General features: G+C 68.7%; 16 protein-coding genes. 8 read left to right on the forward strand and 8 right to left on the reverse strand.

The annotated features are described in order from the left end of the window. The first annotated feature begins 4 nt into the window (after window positions 1-4). The 4 genes from VDQ18_RS03650 (at window position 5) to VDQ18_RS03665 (ending at window position 4,142) form a co-directional block, all read left to right on the forward strand. Window positions 5-1,471, forward strand: coding sequence for an aldehyde dehydrogenase (locus tag VDQ18_RS03650; protein WP_323019658.1), 1,467 nt, complete (start codon window positions 5-7; stop codon window positions 1,469-1,471). 58 nt (window positions 1,472-1,529) lie between these two features. Next, window positions 1,530-1,910, forward strand: coding sequence for a carboxymuconolactone decarboxylase family protein (locus VDQ18_RS03655; protein ID WP_323019659.1), 381 nt, complete (start codon window positions 1,530-1,532; stop codon window positions 1,908-1,910). A 69-nt stretch (window positions 1,911-1,979) separates the two neighbouring features. After that, a complete protein-coding gene (locus tag VDQ18_RS03660) occupies window positions 1,980-2,987 on the forward strand; it encodes a VOC family protein (RefSeq protein ID WP_323019660.1) in 1,008 nt (335 codons plus the stop codon). A gap of 66 nt (window positions 2,988-3,053) precedes the next feature. Beyond that, window positions 3,054-4,142, forward strand: a complete 1,089-nt coding sequence (locus VDQ18_RS03665) for an alpha/beta hydrolase (RefSeq protein ID WP_323019661.1) — start codon at window positions 3,054-3,056, stop codon at window positions 4,140-4,142. 55 nt (window positions 4,143-4,197) lie between these two features. On the opposite strand, the gene murA is transcribed toward VDQ18_RS03665, so the two are convergent. The 5 genes from murA to VDQ18_RS03690 all read right to left on the reverse strand — a co-directional run bounded on the left by murA (window position 4,198) and on the right by VDQ18_RS03690 (window position 7,808). Then, window positions 4,198-5,508: a UDP-N-acetylglucosamine 1-carboxyvinyltransferase gene (gene murA, locus VDQ18_RS03670; protein WP_323019662.1), complete on the reverse strand. Its 1,311-nt coding sequence runs from the start codon at window positions 5,506-5,508 to the stop codon at window positions 4,198-4,200. Window positions 5,509-5,577: 69 nt separating this feature from the next. Beyond that, on the reverse strand, window positions 5,578-6,216 hold the full coding sequence (gene hisH / locus VDQ18_RS03675; protein WP_323019663.1) for an imidazole glycerol phosphate synthase subunit HisH: 639 nt from the start codon (window positions 6,214-6,216) through the stop codon (window positions 5,578-5,580). Window positions 6,217-6,397: 181 nt separating this feature from the next. Beyond that, complete coding sequence (hisB, locus tag VDQ18_RS03680) at window positions 6,398-6,985, reverse strand: imidazoleglycerol-phosphate dehydratase HisB (protein ID WP_323019664.1); 588 nt, start codon at window positions 6,983-6,985, stop codon at window positions 6,398-6,400. A 54-nt stretch (window positions 6,986-7,039) separates the two neighbouring features. Continuing rightward, complete coding sequence (locus VDQ18_RS03685) at window positions 7,040-7,333, reverse strand: DUF1330 domain-containing protein (protein WP_323019665.1); 294 nt, start codon at window positions 7,331-7,333, stop codon at window positions 7,040-7,042. 52 nt (window positions 7,334-7,385) lie between these two features. Then, window positions 7,386-7,808, reverse strand: a complete 423-nt coding sequence (locus VDQ18_RS03690) for a GNAT family N-acetyltransferase (protein ID WP_323019666.1) — start codon at window positions 7,806-7,808, stop codon at window positions 7,386-7,388. Window positions 7,809-7,915: 107 nt separating this feature from the next. Here VDQ18_RS03690 and VDQ18_RS03695 point away from each other — a divergent pair, with 107 nt between their 5' ends. Genes VDQ18_RS03695 through VDQ18_RS03705 form a run of 3 tightly spaced genes read left to right on the forward strand, consistent with a single transcriptional unit; the run spans window position 7,916 to window position 9,946 of the window. After that, the gene (locus VDQ18_RS03695; protein WP_323019667.1) at window positions 7,916-8,095 is read left to right on the forward strand and encodes a hypothetical protein; all 180 of its coding nucleotides are present in this window, start codon (window positions 7,916-7,918) and stop codon (window positions 8,093-8,095) included. A gap of 26 nt (window positions 8,096-8,121) precedes the next feature. Beyond that, on the forward strand, window positions 8,122-9,063 hold the full coding sequence (locus VDQ18_RS03700) for a hypothetical protein (protein WP_323019668.1): 942 nt from the start codon (window positions 8,122-8,124) through the stop codon (window positions 9,061-9,063). 31 nt (window positions 9,064-9,094) lie between these two features. Further along, window positions 9,095-9,946 (forward strand): alpha/beta fold hydrolase, encoded by an 852-nt coding sequence (locus VDQ18_RS03705; RefSeq protein ID WP_323019669.1) that lies wholly within the window; start codon window positions 9,095-9,097, stop codon window positions 9,944-9,946. Window positions 9,947-9,952: 6 nt separating this feature from the next. On the opposite strand, the gene rimO is transcribed toward VDQ18_RS03705, so the two are convergent. Both rimO and VDQ18_RS03715 read right to left on the reverse strand, forming a co-directional pair. Continuing rightward, window positions 9,953-11,329: a 30S ribosomal protein S12 methylthiotransferase RimO gene (gene rimO / locus VDQ18_RS03710; RefSeq protein WP_323019670.1), complete on the reverse strand. Its 1,377-nt coding sequence runs from the start codon at window positions 11,327-11,329 to the stop codon at window positions 9,953-9,955. Between the two features lie 152 nt (window positions 11,330-11,481). Continuing rightward, window positions 11,482-12,015 (reverse strand): cytochrome b, encoded by a 534-nt coding sequence (locus VDQ18_RS03715; protein WP_323019671.1) that lies wholly within the window; start codon window positions 12,013-12,015, stop codon window positions 11,482-11,484. 97 nt (window positions 12,016-12,112) lie between these two features. Between VDQ18_RS03715 and VDQ18_RS03720 the strand changes: the two genes are divergently transcribed. Then, window positions 12,113-12,562, forward strand: a complete 450-nt coding sequence (locus tag VDQ18_RS03720) for a MarR family winged helix-turn-helix transcriptional regulator (RefSeq protein ID WP_323019672.1) — start codon at window positions 12,113-12,115, stop codon at window positions 12,560-12,562. Here VDQ18_RS03720 and VDQ18_RS03725 read toward each other — a convergent pair. After that, window positions 12,559-14,172: an FMN-binding glutamate synthase family protein gene (locus VDQ18_RS03725; protein ID WP_323019673.1), complete on the reverse strand. Its 1,614-nt coding sequence runs from the start codon at window positions 14,170-14,172 to the stop codon at window positions 12,559-12,561. The genes VDQ18_RS03720 and VDQ18_RS03725 overlap by 4 nt on opposite strands. Window positions 14,173-14,278: the final 106 nt, after the last annotated feature.

Consider the following 14,278-nt stretch of genomic DNA (forward strand, 5'->3'; position numbering starts at 1 on the left):
GCCGATGCAGCGCTACGGACATTTCATCGCCGGTGACTACGTCGACTCCATCGCCGGCCGCTGGTTCGAGACCGCGAACCCCTATACCGGCAAACCCTGGGCCGAGATCGCCCGGGGCGATGCCGCCGACGTGGCCCGCGCGGTCGCCGCGGCGGTCGCGGGGCAGACGGAATGGGCAGCGCTGACCGCCACGGCGCGCGGCAAGGCGCTGGTCCGGCTGGCCGAGCTGATCGAAGACCACGCCGACCATCTGGCCGAGATCGAGGTGCGCGACAACGGCAAGCTCTATGCCGAGATGCGGGCCCAGACCGGCTATATCGCGGAATGGTATCGCTATTTCGGCGGGCTTGCCGACAAGATCGAGGGGCAAGTGATCCCCTCGGACAAGGCCGGTGTCTTCAACTTCACCCGCTACGAGCCCCTGGGCGTGGTGGGGATGATCACCCCCTGGAACTCGCCGCTGCTGCTGCTGGCGTGGAAGCTGGGCGCGGCCTTGGCGGCGGGGAATGCGGCGGTGATCAAGCCCTCGGAATTCACCTCGGCCTCGACGCTGGAGTTCATGCCGCTGTTTGCGAAAGCCGGGTTCCCGGCGGGCGTCGTCAACACCGTCACCGGCTTCGGGGCCGAGGCCGGCGCACCTCTGGTCGACCACCCGGAAGTCGCCAAGATCGCCTTCACCGGCTCCGACATCGGCGGCGCCCGGGTCTATGAGGCGGCGGCGCGGCAGATCAAGCCGGTCTCGCTGGAACTGGGGGGCAAGTCGCCGAACATCGTCTTCGAGGATGCCGATCTGGACGCGGCGGTGATGGGGGCCATCTCGGGCATCTTCGCCGCCACCGGGCAGACCTGCATCGCCGGCTCGCGCCTCTTGCTGCAACGCTCGATCCATGACCGCTTCGTCGAGCGGCTGGTCGAGGTGGCGGGCGCCGCCAAGATCGGCGATCCGATGGCGGCGGATACCCATGTCGGCCCCGTCACCACCCCGCCGCAATACCAGAAGGTGCTGGATTACATCGCCATCGCCCGCAACGAAGGCGCGTGCTGCGTGCTGGGCGGCGGCCCGGTCGAGGGGGCGCCGGGCGGGCAATTCGTGCAGCCGACGATCTTCACCGGCGTCCACAATGGGATGCGCATCGCCCAGGAAGAGGTCTTCGGCCCGGTGCTGGCCGTCATCCCCTTCGAGGACGAGGCGGAGGCAATCGCCATCGCCAACGACATCCCCTTCGGCCTGGCCGCCGGGGTCTGGACCCGCGACATGGGCCGCGCGCTCAGGCTGTCCGAGCGGCTGAAGGCCGGGACCGTCTGGGTCAATACCTACCGCGCGGTCAGCTACACCTCGCCCTTCGGCGGCTACAAGCGCAGCGGCATCGGCCGCGAGAGCGGGATGGAGTCGATCAAGGAATATCTGCAGGTGAAATCCGTCTGGATCGCCACCGAAACCTCCGTCGCCAACCCGTTCATCATTCGCTGATCCCGCCCGGGGCGGGGCCGCGAGCCTACAGACAGACAGCCAGGAAGGAACACAGGCCATGTCATCCGATCACTTCGCCGACGGTCTCGCCGCCCGCAAGGCCACGCTGGGGGCCGATTACGTCCAGCGCAATCTCGACGCGGCCGACGATTTCTCGCGCCCCTTCCAGGAGGCGATGACGGCCTGGTGCTGGGGCTTCGGCTGGGGGGACGAGGCCATCGACCCCAAGACCCGCAGCCTGATGAACCTGGCGCTGCTGGGGGTGCTGGGCCGCTGGTCGGAATGGGAAACCCACCTCAAGGGCGCGCTCAACAACGGTGTCAGCCGCGAGCAGGTGCGCGCCGCGATCCATGTCGTGGCGATTTACGGCGGCGTGCCCTGTGGGGTCGAATGCTTCCGCATCGCCCGGAGGGTGCTGGACGCCCAACCCAAGGCCTGACCTTCGGCCGCGGCCACCCTCGGCCGCGGCGCCCAAGTCGATCCAGACAGCACAGCGGGAGGAACCCTGATGCCCAAGACTGACGCCCGGCCGACGCGGCCGAACCGGCCTCTGAACGGCAATCACCACATCACCGGCATCACCGCCGATGTCACGGCGAATGTGGATTTCTGGAGCCGGATCATGGGGTTGCGCCTCGTCAAGAAGACGCTGAACTTCGAGACGACCTTCCGCTACCACACCTATTTCGGCGATACCGACGGCGATGTCGGCAGCGTCGTCACCTTTCTGGAATTCAAGGAATTTCCGCGTGGCCTGCCGGGCAAGGGCAACCATCACGCGGCCATCCTGCGGGTCAAAAGCCACGCCGCGCTCGATTACTGGATGGACCGCCTGACGCAGGAGCAGGTCTATAGCGAGCTGATCCGCCTCGACCCGACCCAGCCCCGTCGACTGGTGTTCCAGGACCCCGAGGGCCATAATGTCGAGCTGATCGCCACCGATGCGACGGACGCGCCGCAGGCCTTCCCGGCCTCGGATATCCCCGCCGATTTCCGCATCACCGGGATCGAGGGGATCCGCACCAACGCCTCGCTGGACGAGATCGCGCCCTATGCCGAGCATTTGGGCTTCACCCGCAACGACGGCCTCGGCCGGTTTGAATTGCAGGGCACCACGCGCTCGTCGCGCTGGTATTCCAACCCCGCCCCGAACCCGCTGCCGTTTCAGGAAATCGCGGTCGGCGTCTGGCATCACCTGGCGCTCGATGCCGAGGAGAACCTGCAAGGCTGGCGTGATTTCTCGAACGAGGGGCCGCTCAGGACCACGCCGGTCTACGACCACCACGTCTTCGATTCCTGCTATACCAACACCCCGGCGATCATCGAACTGACCAGCGCGGGTCCGGGCTTCCTGGTCGATCAGACCAAGGAAGAACTGGGCGAGCGGCTGGCCTTGTCCAAACGCGTCGAGCCCCTGCGCGCCAAGCTGGAACGCGAGCTGACGCCGATCACCAACCCGCGGCGCGCCGATGGCACGCTGATCACCGAGCCCGCGTCAAAGCCCGTCCGGGCCTGACGTGTCCGCCCGCCGCCTCTCCCTGGGGGTGGCGGGCCTCCCCCTTCCTTGCCCCGCAGGTTGCCGATGACCCGTTCCTTCCGTCCCGAGGACCTCCACGCCGCCAGCCCCGCGCCCCTGACGCTTGCCGCGCAGGGCTTCTTCTGGACCGGGATCGAGTGGGTCGAGACCGCGGGCGGCCCGGCAATCCGCGGGCAGATGTATGTGGAATACTGGATCCCCGCCGCGCTGGGCTACCGCACGCCCCTGGTCTTGGTGCATGGCGGGGGCGGGCAGGGGCTCGACATGCTGGGCACCGCCGATGGCCGCCCGGGCTGGGTGCAGCATTTCGTCCGCGCGGGCCATCCGGTCTATGTAGTGGACCGCCCCGGCCACGGCCGCTCGCCGCATCACCCGGACGCGATGGGCGCCATGGGCCCGCTGCCGCCGCCCGCTTTCATCGAACGCGCCTTCACCCGGCCCAAGGGCTGGCCCGAGCAATACCCGAGCGCCGCGCGCCATGACCAATGGCCGGACGGCGGGCGGCCGGGCGATCCGGGCTTCGACGCCTTTCTGGCGGGCTCCGGTCCGATGATGACCGACCTTGGCCGCCATCACCTCGATTGCCAGCGGGGTCTGGTGGAACTCCTGGAACGGATCGGGCCCTCGGTCGTGCTGACCCACAGCGCCGGGGCGCCGACCGGCTGGCTGGCGGCGGATGCGCGCCCCGATCTGGTGCGGGCGCTGCTGGCGGTCGAGCCGGTCGGCCCGCCCTTCGCCTCGCGCCCGACCGGCACGCTGAGCTGGGGCCTGACCGCCGCGCCGCTGAGCTTCGATCCGCCCGCCGCCAGCCCCGAGGACATCGCCAGCGAGCTCCGCGCCCCGGCCCGGCCCGGCGATCTGGAATGTCTGGTGCAGACCGAACCCGCCCGCCAATTGCCGCGCCTCGCACAGGTGCCGGTGACGATCTTCACCGCCGAGGCCTCGTGGATGGCGCATGACAACCACGGCACGGTGGATTTCCTGCGGCAGGCAGGCGTCGGCTGCGATCATGTCCGGCTGGAAGAGCACGGGCTTCGCGGCAACGGCCATGCGATGATGCTGGAAAAGAACAGCGACGCGGTGGCGGCGCTGATCGCGGGCTGGGTGCGGGACGCGAGCGACCCCGCCGCCTGAGCCGCACCGCAAAAGGCCCGCCGGTGAGGCGGGCCTTCGGGTCATCGCAAGGGGCTCAGGCCCGGGGCGGAACCCGGGTGATCTTCGCCCCCATCGCGTTCAACCGCTCGTCGATGCGCTCGTAACCGCGCTCGATCTGCTGGGCGTTGTTGATGGTCGAGGTCCCCTCGGCGCACATCGCGGCGATCAGCATCGCCATGCCGGCGCGGATATCCGGGCTCTCCAGCCGCGAGCCGCGCATCTGCGAGGGGCCGGCGACGATGGCCCGGTGCGGGTCGCAGAGCACGATCCGCGCGCCCATGGCGATCAGCTTGTCGACAAAGAACATCCGGCTCTCGAACATCTTCTCGAACAGCATCACCACACCTTCGCATTGCGAGGCGGTGACGATGGCGATGGACATCGTATCGGCCGGGAAGGCGGGCCAGGGCTGGTCGGAAATCGTCGGGATATGCCCGCCGAAATCGGCCTGCACCTTCATCTCCTGATCGGCGGGGATGAAGAGGTCATCGCCCTTGATCTGGCAGCGGATGCCGAGCCGTTCGAACCCCATCAGGGTCGAACGCAGATGCTCGGTGCCCGCGTTCTTGATGGTGATCTCGGATTTGGTGACGGCAGCAAGGCCGATCAGCGAGCCGACCTCGATATGATCGGGACCGATCCGGTGCGAGCAGCCGCGCAGCTTGCGGCCGCCGTGGATGGTCATCGTGTTGGTGCCGATGCCCTCGATCTCGGCCCCCATGGCGATCAGGAAGCGCGCGAGGTCCTGCACATGCGGCTCCGAGGCGCAGTTCCGCAGGATCGTCGTGCCCTCGGCGTAAACCGCGGCGCAGAGCGCGTTCTCGGTCGCGGTGACCGACGGCTCGTCCAGGAACACGTCCTTGCCGACCAGTTTCTCGGCCCGGAAGGCATAATGCCCGTTGGTCTTGATCTCGGCGCCCAGCTCCTGCAGCGCCAGGAAATGGGTGTCGACCCGGCGGCGACCGATGACGTCGCCCCCGGGCGGCGGCAGGGTGACCTCGCCGCAGCGGGCCAGCATCGGCCCGGCCAGCAGGATCGAGGCGCGGACCCGGGCGCAAAGCTCGGGGTCGAGGTCGGCGGGACGCAGGCTCGCCGCGCGGATCTCCAGATGGTTGCGGCCCAGCCAGCGGGCCTCGGCGCCGACCGACTGGATCAACTCGACCAGCACCTCGATATCGCGGATGCGGGGGACGTTGGTCAGCTCGACCCGTTCGTCCGTCAGCAGCGCCGCCGCCACGATGGGCAGCGCCGCGTTCTTGTTGCCCGAAGGCTCGATCTCGCCCGAGAGGCGGTGCCCGCCCTCGACGATATACTGGATGCGCTCGTGTGGTTGTGCCTGTGCCATATCTGCCGCCTGCTTTTTTACCACGTCTAGCAAAGGACGGGCGGCACGGGAACCGGGTTTGACCCCGGTTCAGGGCTTCCAGCGCAGGAAATTGGCGATCAGGCGAAGGCCCGCCGACTGGCTCTTTTCCGGGTGGAACTGGGTGCCGAGGATATTGTCGCGCCCGACGATGGCCGTCACCGGCCCGCCGTAATCGACATGCGCCAGCAGTTGCGCCGGATCGGCGACCTGGAAGCGGTAGGAATGGACGAAATAGGCGTGATCGCCGGTCTTCAGCCCCTCCAGCACCGGATGCGGGCGGTCGAGGATCATGTCGTTCCAGCCCATATGCGGTACCTTCATCGCCGGGTCCGAGGGCGTGATCCGCACCACGTCGCCGCCGATCCAGCCCAGGCCCGGGGTGGTCTGGTATTCGTGGCCCGCGGTGGCCAAGAGCTGCATGCCGACGCAGATGCCGAGAAAGGGCTTGCCCTGCCGGATCACCGCTTCTTCCAGCGCCTCGACCATGCCGGTCGCGGCCAGAAGCTCGCGTTTGCAGGCGGGAAAGGCGCCGTCGCCCGGCAGGACGATGCGGTCGGCGGCCAGAACCTCCTCGGGGCGGTTGGTCACGCGGACCGTGCCGCCGCCGGTTTCGGCCGCCATCCGCTCGAAAGCCTTCTGCGCCGAGTGCAGGTTGCCGGATTCATAATCGACGAGAACGGTGAGCATGGCGGAGATCCCTTGTGCGGCTTTCCCCTAGCGCAGGCGCCGCACCGCGTCCAGAACCCGGCGCCCGCTTTTCAATCTGCCACAAATACGCCTGCAACCCCCGGAACCCGCGCCACCGCCGGGGCAGGGCGCTGCGCGCCACGGGAACGGGGCGGCGGGTGGGAGTGACCGTGGCGCGCCTTTACAGCATGCCCTTGGTCGAGGGCACCGCATCGGCCTTGCGCGGGTCGACCTCGCAGGCGTCGCGCAGGGCGCGGGCTACGGCCTTGAAGGCAGCCTCGGCGATGTGGTGGCTGTTCACCCCATGCACCTGGTCGAGGTGCAGGGTGATCCCGCCATGGGTGCTCAGCGCCTGGAAGAATTCGCGCACCAGCTCGGTATCGAAGGTGCCGATCTTCTGCGTCGGCAGCGCCACGTTCCACACGAGGAACGGCCGCCCCGACAGGTCCAGCGCACAGCGCACCTGCGCGTCGTCCATCGGCAGCGCGCATTCGCCATAGCGCCGGATGCCGCGCTTGTCGCCCAAGGCCTTGGCCAGCGCCTGACCGATGGCGATGCCGGTATCCTCGACCGTGTGGTGGTCGTCGATATGCAGATCGCCATCCGCCCGGACCGTCAGGTCGAAAAGCGCGTGCCGGGCCAGCTGGTCCAGCATGTGATCGAAGAAACCGACGCCCGTCTGGTTGTCGTAGCGGCCCGAGCCGTCGACATCCAGCGTCACGCTGATTTCGGTTTCCGAGGTCTTGCGGGTAATCGTGGCGCTGCGCATCTGTCTTATCCGTCGCGGGAACGCCGCGGGTATAGGGCGGGGCGGGGCGCTTGACTAGCCCTCGTAACCCTCGACGATCACCAGATCGGCGGTCGAGATCGGATCGCGGATCGCTTTCGCCGCCTGATATTCGGGGCTGTCGAAACAGGCGGTCGCGGCTTCGAGGTCGGGGAATTCGATCACCACGGTCCGCGCCCGGCTCTGGCCCTCGCGCTGTACCTGCGGGCCGCCCCGGACGATGAAGCGCGCGCCGTATTTCGCGAAGGGGATCGCATTGGCCTCGCGGTATTTGGCATAGATCTCGGGGTCGGCCACGTCGACATGCGCGACCCAATAGGCTTTGGGCATGGGGTTCTCCTTCAGGTGGGGGGATCTTGGCGTTCCGGCCGCCGGGCGCAAGTCAGAACTTCAGCCGCATCCGGGCGCCGGGGTGGAAAGGTTCGAACCCCAGCGCGGCATAGAAGGCGCGCGCCTTGTCGTTGCCGGGATGGGTGCCGAGCGCGAGGAACCGCCCGCCCTGGGCCCGGGTCTGCGCGATCGCCGCCTCGACCAGCGCCTTGCCCAGCCCGCTGCCGCGCTGGGCGGGATCGACGTAGAGGTGATGCATCTCCATCCCCCGCACCCCCCAATGCAATTGGGCCACCGGATAGAGCGCGGTATAGCCGCCCTCGGCGATCAGCACGCTCAGAAAGGCCCCGGGCCCGAAGAGGTCGCGTTCCAGCGCCTCGCGGGTGCAGGCGGCCGGGTCGCCGTGATGGGCCGCGAGCGCATGCACCATGGAAAGCAGGCGGTCGAGGTCGTCGGGCATGGCGGGGCGGATCATGGCTCGGGTCCTGAAACGGGCTGTGCCCCGGGGAACCGCGGGGGCGGGCGGGGCGCGCTACTGTCATCCCATCGCCCCCTGATCGCAACCCCCGCACGGAGCCCGCCATGCCGCGCCTTCCCCTCCTCCCCGCCCTGCTGCTGCTTCCGATCCTCTCGCCGCTGCCGGCCGCCGCCGTGGCGCCGATCTGCTACCACGCCCCGGTCCTGTCGCAGCCCGGCGCGACGGTGGCGATCATCTCGCGCATTCTCTGCGTGCGTCCCTCGCAAACGAGCGTGCGGCGCTGATCCGGGAGATGGGATAGGATGCCGCCATGATGCCGCCCGATCCCACCGCCCAAGGCCCGCACCTGGCTGCCACGCTCGCCGCCGGAACGCTCGATACCGGGGCGTTGGAGGCATTGCTGACCGACGCCCGCGCCGCGCCGCTGGCCGCGTATCCGGTCACGGCCCGGCGGCTTCGGGCCGTGGCGGGAACGCTCTATCAGGCCGGGCCGATGGGCGCGGCGCTGACCCGGGCGCCCGATCTCGCCTGGCTGCTGATCCATTCCCCGAACGGCTTTCACCGCGATGCGGCGCTGCTGCGGCTGCCCCTGCCGGCGCATCCCCTCGACCTCGCCGCGCTGCTCGCCCGGCTGGACGATTGGGTGCCCGAGGTCCGCCGCCTCGCCGAGACCCAACTCGCCCGGCATCTGCCCGCGATCCCGCCGAGGGTCGCGGCCGAGGTGGCGCTGGCACGGGGCGAGTGCCTGGAGCGTGCCTGGCGGATCTCGCCCACCGGGCGGCGGCTCTGGCCGGCGCTTCTGGATCGGGTGCCCGAGGCGCTGATCGAGGTGCTTCGGACCGTGCAGGGCCGGGCCGTGCGCCAGCTTTTCCTGCGGCTGATGCGCGATCCCGCCTTTGACGCCGCCCTGCCGATGCTGCTGCGCGAGGCGGCGCATCCCTCGCTCCGCGCCTCTGCGCTCTGGTGGCTGGTCGGGGGGCAGGTCAGCTACACCGCGCCGCGCGGGCCCCGCTGGCGGGGCGATCACCCGGTGGCGGGGCGCCGTCCGCTCAGCATCGCGCCGGATGTGGCCCAGGTCATGGCCCTCGGCGCCGCCGACCGCAGCAGTCCGGTGCGCAAGGTCGCGGCCGAGATGCTGAAAGCCTATGCCGCGCGCGACCCGCAGGCCGCCGGGGCGCTGGCCCGGCACCTGGCCCGGGACCGCAATGCCGGGGTCCGCGCGCGCGCCGAATGGTTCCTCGGCCCCCGTTGACAGGCGCCGTTCCACGCCCGAGGCTCGGCCCATGACCGACCTTCATCTGCACCGCTGGGGCGATCCCTCGGCCCCGCCGCTTCTGATGCTGCACGGCTTTCCCGAATACGGCGGCGCCTGGGCCGGGGTGGCGGCGCATCTGCCCGGCTGGCATTGCCTCGCCCCCGACCAGCGCGGCTATGGCCGAAGCCCGGTGCCCGAGGGGGTCGAGGCGTACCGGATCAAGCCCCTCGTCGCCGATATCGCCGCGCAGATCGAGGAACTGGGCGCTCCGGTCCCGGTCGTCGCCCATGACTGGGGCGCGGCGGTGGCCTATGCGCTGGTCATCCGGCGGCCTGAGCTCGTCTCGGCGCTGGTCGTGGTGAACGGCGTCCATCCCGGCCCCTTCCAGCGCGAACTGGCCCGGGGCGGGGCGCAGGCCGAGGCCTCGGCCTATATCGACTACCTCCGCGACCCGGGCGCCGAGGCGCGGCTCTCGGCCGGTGATTTCGCCGGGCTCCGGCGGCTCTTCGCGGCGAAGATGGACATGTCCTGGCTGACCGGGCCGGTTCTCGACGCCTATCTGACGGAATGGTCCCGCCCTGGCGTGCTGACCGGGATGCTCAACTGGTATCGCGGCTCGCCCCTGCGGGTGGCGCGCCCGGGCGAGCCGCTGGACCTGCCGGAGCTGCCGGTCGAGGCCGGGCGCGTGCCGGTCCCGCATCTGGTGATCTGGGGGGAGGACGACAGGGCGCTGCTGCCGGTCTGTCTGGAGGGACTCGACGCCTGGTGCCCCGACCTGACCATCCGCCGCCTCCCCGGTGCCGATCACTGGATCTGTCACCAGAAACCGGCCGGGGTGGCGGCGATCATCGCTGAATGGCTGACATTTCGCGGTCTCTGACCGCTGTCACTTTTCCAACAATCTGCCCCAGAGATCGTAGTCGGAAGCCTCTTCAACTTCCACTTTTACGATATCGCCGGGTTGCAGCCCCTCGAAATCCTCGTCGATGAACAGGTTGCCGTCGATCTCGGGCGCGTCGGCCTTGGTGCGGCAGGTGGCGCCTTCGTCATCGACGCTGTCGACGATCACCTCCTGCACCGAGCCGACCTTGGCCGCCAGCTTCGCCTCGGAGATCGCCTGCGCCTTCTCCATGAAGCGCTCCCAGCGTTCCTGCTTCACCTCGGGCGCCACATGGTCCGGCAGCGCGTTCGAGCGGGCGCCCGCCACATCCTCGTACTGGAAGCAGCCGACGCGATCGAGTTGCGCCTCGTCCATCCAGTCGAGCAGGGTCTGGAATTCCTCTTCCGTCTCGCCCGGATAGCCGACGATGAAGGTCGAACGCAGCACGATCTCCGGGCAGTCCGAACGCCAGCGGGCGATCTCGTCCAGCGTCTTCGCCGCCGCCGCCGGGCGGGCCATGCGCTTCAGCGTGTCCGGATGGGCGTGCTGGAAGGGGATGTCGAGATAGGGCAGCACGAGACCTTCCGCCATCAGCGGGATCAGGTCGCGCACATGCGGATAGGGATAGACGTAGTGCAGCCGCACCCAGGCGCCGAGCGAACCCAGATCGCGGGCAAGATCGGTGATATGCGCGCGATGCCCCTTGGCCTCGGCATGTTTCAGATCGACGCCATAGGCCGAGGTGTCCTGCGAAATGACCAAGAGCTCGCGCACCCCCGCCTCGACCAGCTTCTCGGCCTCGCGGATCACCGCATGGGCCGGGCGGCTGACCAGTCGGCCGCGCATGTCGGGGATGATGCAGAACTTGCAATGGTGGTTGCAGCCCTCGGAAATCTTCAGATAGCTGAAATGCCGCGGCGTCAGCTTGACCCCGGCCGCGGGCAGCAGGTCGATGAAGGGATCGGGCGAGGGCGGCACCGCGCCATGCACCGCGTCCAGCACCTGCTCATACTGGTGCGGGCCGGTCACCGCCATGACCTTGGGATGGGCGCCGGTGATATACTCGGGCTCGGCCCCCAGACAGCCGGTGACGATGACCCGCCCGTTCTCGCGCAGCGCCTCGCCGATGGCTTCCAGGCTCTCGGCCTTGGCGCTGTCGAGGAAGCCGCAGGTGTTGACGATGACCGCATCGGCGCCCGCGTAATCGGGGCTGATGGCGTAGCCCTCGGCGCGCAGGCGGGTCAGGATCCGTTCGCTGTCGACCAGCGCCTTGGGGCAGCCGAGGCTGACCATGCCGATGGTCGGCTGGCCCGCTCGGGGGGCGTCCTGGATCAGCGCACGCGGCGCAAGGTCTGGGCGGAGGCTGGGAGGGTTCTGGCTCATGCGCGGCGATATACGCCTGCCGGTGCCCGCCGCAAAGCCCTTTCATTCTGCGCCAAATACGCAATCTTCCGGGACAGGGGAGGGTCCGGGAGGGGGCAAGCCCCCTCCCGGGCAGGGGAGCGCGAGGGGGCGGCAGCCCCCTCGCCCCCCACTCATCTTGCGCCGAAGCCCATGCGCTTGAGCAGCCCGTCGCGCCGGATCAGCGCGTGATAGAGCGCCGCTGCGACATGCAGCACGATCAGCGCGATCAGCAGATCGGCGATGAGCCCATGCACCAGCCGCGGGGTGAAGGCATGGAAATCGGCTGGCAGGGTGCCGGAGCCGAACAGCGCCTCGCCCAGCCCCGATTGCACCGACAGCGCGATGCCCGAGGCCGCCATCAGCAGCACCAGCACATAAAGGGCCCCATGCGCCAGCGGTGCCAGCCGGTCGGCCAGGGCGATGCCGGTCCTCGCCGGGGCGGGATGGGCGGTGCGCCAGCGCACCAGCAGCCGGATCAGCATTAGCGCGCCGATACTCACCCCCATGATCGCGTGGATGCGCAGGGCGTCGATCTTGCCGGGCTCGGTATTCGGCATGTCCGAGATGACGAGGCTGCCGGCGATCAGCGCCAGCATCACCAGAAGGGCAATCAGCCAGTGCAGCGTGACGAGGGCGGGGTGGTAACGGGCGGGACGGGGGGACATGGCGGGCTCCGGGTTGGGATGGCGCAGTGTCGCAAACTTCTGCAACAGTAGCAATTGCAAATATTGCTCAGGCGACGAACTGATGCTAGCCGGGGGCATGGACGATCTGCCCGCCTCGAAAGCCACCCGTCACGCCAGCGCCGGCTGGCTGGTCCAGCGCCTCTCGCAGCGGTTCGAGGCGTCGATGGAACAGGCGCTTGCCCCGCATGGGCTGGCGCTGGGGCAATTCGCGCTGATGATGGCGGTGTTGGAAACCGAAGGCATGACCCAGGCGGAACTGGGGGCGATCTTCGCCATGCCGGCCTGGAAGATCAGCCGCCACCTCGATGCCTTGGCCGAGGCGGGGCTCGTCACGCGCGAGGCTGATCCGGCCTCGCGCCGCAGTCACCGGATCTTTGCCACCGAGGCCGCGCGGCAGGCGGCGCCCGGTTGGCGGGCCTCGGCCCGGGGGGTGAACGAGGCGCTGCTGGCGCCGCTCGCGCCCGAGGACCGGGCGCGGCTGGTGGGCTTGTTGCAGGCGGTCGTGGTGCCGGGCGAGTCCTTCTAGACCCCTTCGTCGAAAGGCTCGAAACTGTCGGGGCTGGCCCTGCGCCAGCGGGCCATATAGCCGAAGCGCTCGTCATCTTCGCGCAGCAGGAAGCCTTCGGGCATGTAGGGGAAGACCTCCTGCCCGGTGACCATGTCGCGCTCGTTCTTGCGCATCATCAGGTGCCAGGGCAGGAAATCCGAGGGATGCGACAGGCCCGCGGCGCCGGCCATGTCGCCCAGCGCCTTCATGGTGTTGCGGTGGAAATTGGCCACCCGCTGCGATTTGTCATCGACCACCAGCGCCCGCTGCCGTGCCTTGTCCTGCGTCGCCACGCCCGAGGGGCAATGGTTGGTGTGGCAGGCCTGGGCCTGGATGCAGCCGATGGCGAACATGAAGCCGCGCGCCGAATTGGCCCAGTCGGCGCCCATGGCCAGCGCCCGGGCGATGTCGAAGGCATGGATCAGCTTGCCTGAGGCGCCGATCTTGATCCGGTCCCTGAGCCCCGCGCCCCTCAGCGCGTTGTGGACGAAGGTCAGCCCCTCGACCAAGGGCATCCCCATATGGTTGGCGAATTCCAGCGGCGCGGCGCCGGTGCCGCCCTCTTTTCCGTCGACGACGATGAAATCGGGCGTCACGCCGGTCTTCAGCATCGCCTTGACGATGCACATGAATTCCCGCCGGTGCCCGACGCAGAGCTTGAAGCCGATCGGCTTGCCGCCGGAGAGTTCCCGCAGCCGGGCGATGAATTCCATCATCTCGATCGGGGTGGAGAAGGCCGAATGCGCGTCGGGCGAATGGCAATCCACCCCCATCGGCACGCCGCGGGCCTCGGCGATCTCGGGCGTGATCTTGGCGGCGGGCAGGATGCCGCCCTGGCCGGGCTTGGCGCCCTGGCTCATCTTGATCTCGATCATCTTGACCTGGGGATCGGCGGCGACCTCGCGGAACTTCTCGGCGTCGAAACCGCCGTCCGGGGCGCGGCAGCCGAAATAGCCGGTGCCGATCTCGTAGATCAGGTCGCCCCCGCCCTCGTGGTGATAGCGGCTGATCCCGCCCTCGCCGGTGTCATGGGCGAAGCCCTGGGCCTTGGCGCCCTTGTTCAGCGCCAGGATCGCATTGGCGGACAGCGCGCCGAAGGACATGGCCGAGATGTTGTAGATCGACAGGTCATAGGGCTGTTTGCAATCGGGCCCACCGACCCGGACCCGGAAATCGTGGTTGGTGATCTTCTTCGGCCGGATCGAATGGGTGAGCCACATGTAGCCCCCGCCATAGACCTGCAGCTTGGTGCCGAAGGGGCGCTTGTCCTCGACGTTCTTGGCGCGCTGATAGACGATGTTGCGATCCTCGCGCGAGAAGGGGACCTCGGCTTCGTCGTCTTCCAGCAGGTATTGCCGGATCTCCGGGCGGATCATCTCGAAGAAATAGCGCAGATGCCCCAGCACCGGATAATTGCGCAGGATCGCATGCTGGGTCTGCATCTGGTCATAGATCCCGACCGCCGTGAGGCCGGCAAACAGCACCAGCGGGATCAGGAACCAGGCCGACCAGGCGAGAAGGATCGCCGAAAGGATGGTGAGGACGATTACCAGCGCAAAGGTCGAATAGCGCAGGGTCTGCGAGAGCATGACGCTCCTCCGGCTTGGGATCGGGGCCTTCACCCTAGCAGATGATCCCTAACGGAACACCCCTGGCTTGGTGACAGAGGCATGACGAAGACGCGGCGGTTCGCGG

The organism is Pararhodobacter sp. (genome assembly GCF_034676075.1).
Classification (GTDB): Bacteria; Pseudomonadota; Alphaproteobacteria; order Rhodobacterales; family Rhodobacteraceae; genus Pararhodobacter.

Bases quoted from the DNA above. Each gene is read 5' to 3' on its own strand.
- VDQ18_RS03665 (WP_323019661.1), top strand. From the start codon at position 3,054: ATGACCCGTTCCTTCCGTCCCGAGGACCTCCACGCCGCCAGCCCCGCG.
- VDQ18_RS03700 (WP_323019668.1), top strand. From the start codon at position 8,122: ATGATGCCGCCCGATCCCACCGCCCAAGGCCCGCACCTGGCTGCCACG.
- VDQ18_RS03660 (WP_323019660.1), top strand. From the start codon at position 1,980: ATGCCCAAGACTGACGCCCGGCCGACGCGGCCGAACCGGCCTCTGAAC.
- VDQ18_RS03705 (WP_323019669.1), top strand. From the start codon at position 9,095: ATGACCGACCTTCATCTGCACCGCTGGGGCGATCCCTCGGCCCCGCCG.
- VDQ18_RS03655 (WP_323019659.1), top strand. From the start codon at position 1,530: ATGTCATCCGATCACTTCGCCGACGGTCTCGCCGCCCGCAAGGCCACG.
- VDQ18_RS03685 (WP_323019665.1), bottom strand. From the start codon at position 7,333: ATGCCCAAAGCCTATTGGGTCGCGCATGTCGACGTGGCCGACCCCGAG.
- rimO (WP_323019670.1), bottom strand. From the start codon at position 11,329: ATGAGCCAGAACCCTCCCAGCCTCCGCCCAGACCTTGCGCCGCGTGCG.
- hisB (WP_323019664.1), bottom strand. From the start codon at position 6,985: ATGCGCAGCGCCACGATTACCCGCAAGACCTCGGAAACCGAAATCAGC.
- VDQ18_RS03690 (WP_323019666.1), bottom strand. From the start codon at position 7,808: ATGATCCGCCCCGCCATGCCCGACGACCTCGACCGCCTGCTTTCCATG.
- VDQ18_RS03695 (WP_323019667.1), top strand. From the start codon at position 7,916: ATGCCGCGCCTTCCCCTCCTCCCCGCCCTGCTGCTGCTTCCGATCCTC.
- VDQ18_RS03715 (WP_323019671.1), bottom strand. From the start codon at position 12,015: ATGTCCCCCCGTCCCGCCCGTTACCACCCCGCCCTCGTCACGCTGCAC.
- VDQ18_RS03720 (WP_323019672.1), top strand. From the start codon at position 12,113: ATGGACGATCTGCCCGCCTCGAAAGCCACCCGTCACGCCAGCGCCGGC.
- murA (WP_323019662.1), bottom strand. From the start codon at position 5,508: ATGGCACAGGCACAACCACACGAGCGCATCCAGTATATCGTCGAGGGC.
- hisH (WP_323019663.1), bottom strand. From the start codon at position 6,216: ATGCTCACCGTTCTCGTCGATTATGAATCCGGCAACCTGCACTCGGCG.
- VDQ18_RS03650 (WP_323019658.1), top strand. From the start codon at position 5: ATGCAGCGCTACGGACATTTCATCGCCGGTGACTACGTCGACTCCATC.
- VDQ18_RS03725 (WP_323019673.1), bottom strand. From the start codon at position 14,172: ATGCTCTCGCAGACCCTGCGCTATTCGACCTTTGCGCTGGTAATCGTC.